General features: G+C 37.8%; 2 protein-coding genes. Both read right to left on the reverse strand.

Going from position 1 to position 3032, the window contains the following annotated elements; genetic code table 11:
• Window positions 1-386: 386 nt before the first annotated feature.
• Entirely contained in the window at window positions 387-1574 is a 1188-nt protein-coding gene (locus KSW37_RS15310; RefSeq protein WP_217315307.1) for a clostripain-related cysteine peptidase, read from the reverse strand.
• A 243-nt stretch (window positions 1575-1817) separates the two neighbouring features.
• The gene (locus tag KSW37_RS15315) at window positions 1818-2672 is read right to left on the reverse strand and encodes an Rpn family recombination-promoting nuclease/putative transposase (RefSeq protein ID WP_254368699.1); all 855 of its coding nucleotides are present in this window, start codon (window positions 2670-2672) and stop codon (window positions 1818-1820) included.
• Between the last annotated feature and the right edge of the window lie 360 nt (window positions 2673-3032).

Genomic DNA, 3032 nt, shown 5'->3' on the forward strand with positions numbered 1-3032 from the left:
GTCAACTCACAGTTGCTCATACTTGCTCATAGTTTATCATACTTTTTCATAGATTCTTTTTTTTCTAGAGTTTATAAGCCCACTGAACTTTCGCAAGTAAGCTCCACACGCTCTAACAGTGCAGAAGGTGCAGTTAGCCGTCGTCGAAGAAAGACAGTCCTCGTACCTCAGACTAACTTCCTCCGACTATGGCACGGCAAGAAAAATGTCGGAAAAGGGAGCGACAAAAAGGTGAAGAAACGAGAACTTCCCTTCAGCTCCTGGAACCGCAAATAAATTTAATTCAAGGCTATATGACAACAAACATCAATATAACACAGACTTGGTGGAGATTAGAGGAATTGATAATTTTAATATAGACTTTATCGAATCCCAATTCATACAAATTAATGGGTGGCATTGTACCATCGTGTATATATTTTTGGATTTGAAAGTCTATTACTACTAGGATCAGAAGTAGTAATACCAGAAAAATGATTAATGGGCAATATTCCTTTAAAAGCAGAATAGTATTGTGGAGTATGACATTTGAATAATATTGTTTTCCTCAATTGATTTGAAAATTCATCAAGAAGCACAATATCATTACAAATCTTATTAATATAGTCTTCAAAATCAAAGAAAATAGTCGGAGTATATCCATCCATTACCTGGATACTATTTGCTGATATATTATTATTTTGATTTTCGATATTAATTCTTTTCACAATATTTGCCAATTGTTCTAATTCTTGACAATTCGTAACGGCTGCTGTACCATATGGATATGTATATTGACTATAAAACTCATAAAATGCTTGAATAACTCCCTCATAATCAACATTTCCTATAAGATATTTCCCACATTCATGATATGGGAATCCATATGCCATTACTTCAGTGGGACTAGCTATTAAATATTTCGTGACATCTTTTAAATCATATGCAACCTCGATTGAAGACATATAGCAATCATCAAATAGTATATATTCCATAGTAATTCCGGACTCTAAAATTGCTTGAGCCAAGACAGACGTTTCTATTTGATATTCTTGTGTTAATCCACCGAAATATCTTGTCATTGGGCCATTACTTACATTATAATGAAATATCTTTTGAGTTTCATTGGATTTTGTATGAATTACTGGCAACCATCCCATTCCATGGCAGCCGATAATTAATCCATATTTCTTTCCAGGCGCATATTCTTTTATAGCCTTCAATATATTAGAAATACCCTCTTGCGAAGTAAATCTTTGATTGTCATAAGTTCTAATATTCTCAACGATACAACTTCCATTATCATACTTTAATTCCATGAGATCCGCAGTATTTGGCGTTGTAGCTAAACAGACCATGACTCGTGCATTTTGTGAGCCTCTTTCTTCTATACTTTTAGAAAAATCTTTTATGTTTTGTTGAAAATAAGGTAACAAATTTGAACTCCAAGGGAAAAACATTATGACTGTTTGTTCATTTTCTTCCTTTTGAACAACAATTTTTTCTTCACTCGAACATGAAATCACGATAGTCAGTGAGGCCAACGTGATAAATATGAATATTATATGTGATAATTTATTTATACTTATGTTCATTGCTTAACACATTTTTATTTGCAAAGGTAGTGCTTTTAGCCTTTAAGCCGCTATTGCACAACCCCTTTCTTTGGAAAGAACGTAAAATCAATAGTATTATTGCGATGATTGTACTTTTAGTAATCGCTTCACTCGTTGCACCGAACTTACTCCTTTACCACTCAACTTCGCGGTTGTTCCAAGGGTCTATACACCTCGACAAAAGGGTGTATAGGCCCTTAATTATATGGTGATATTCGTAATCTACATCTCTGCTTTCAGCAGCTTTATCTCCTCTGCCGTCAGCCCCGTCATATCCATGATAGACGCTTCATCCATACCTTTTGCCAGCATCTTCCTGGCAATTTCAAGGCTTCGCTGGGACATGCCTTCTTCTATGCCTTTCTGATATCTGTCATCCAGAAGGGTTCTTTCAACACTTACCGAATCCCAAAACTTGTCATAGGCTCTGAGCTCGGCATCCGTAAAGCCGGAAACTTCAAGATCTTCTACGGCTTTTCCAATCTCCGGATCATTGAGCAGGTCGGAAGGAATCTCCTTCGTGTTGGAATTGATTTCTGTCAGGAAACGGAGCCACAAGACCATCATGCGCTTATCGGCAATGGAATGAGAAGTGAACTTAGGGAGTTCAATGAAGGTGAAATGCAAGCCTTCGATGACCTTATTGCTATCCTTATCGTGCACGATGCGGTAGTTGTGGATGAAATCTGGAGTATCATGCGCAAAGATATCATTCACAAGATTCAAGGAATATACTGGTTGGAGTTCGCTGTATTTTCCTCCCTTTTTAGCCTGGCTTACATAGAGCTTGGATGCATTGAACAATACTCGCTGCTGGAATGCGTCAGACCATTCCATCTGCATTTCCACGCAGAACTTCCTGCCTCTGACATCTGTGCAGAGTACATCCACTATGGTGTTCTTGCCCCCTTCGAGCTGGGGCACAAGTTCTGTTGGCAGATACTTGATTTCGCGTATCTGCTCCTCGTCGCTGAGTGGCAGGAGGGCGTTCAGAAGACTGATCAGTCTTTTAGGATGATTGCCGAATATCTTCTTGAACGTAAGGTCTGCCTTAGGATCTAAGTACTTCATAACCATTCTGTTTAAAAACAATACCGCAAAGTTACGACTTTATTTCCAAACCTGCAAGCTTTTTCTGGGATTTTTTAAAGGTAAAAAAGTAAAAAGGTAAAAAAGTAAAGATTTAGTTTCTTCCTGACCAAAGAGGAAGAAAATTAATTGATCATCTGAAAAATAATTATCAACCCATACTTTGCGGTTGTTCCAAGGGTCTATACACCTCGACAAAAGGGTGTATAGACCTTTTTCCTATTACATGATGTCTTCAGGTAGAAGTACCTTTTGTTGGTTCATTTTCAGATGTGGCGGAACAGGGTTAGGGTTCACCGAGGAAGTAGAGGATGTAGGAGACTTGCATCGGGGTGAACTCCTTGCAGT

It is taken from the genome of Segatella copri (assembly GCF_019127135.1).
Taxonomy (GTDB): Bacteria; Bacteroidota; Bacteroidia; order Bacteroidales; family Bacteroidaceae; genus Prevotella.

Bases quoted from the DNA above. Each gene is read 5' to 3' on its own strand.
- KSW37_RS15310 (WP_217315307.1), bottom strand. From the start codon at position 1,574: ATGAACATAAGTATAAATAAATTATCACATATAATATTCATATTTATC.
- KSW37_RS15315 (WP_254368699.1), bottom strand. From the start codon at position 2,672: ATGGTTATGAAGTACTTAGATCCTAAGGCAGACCTTACGTTCAAGAAG.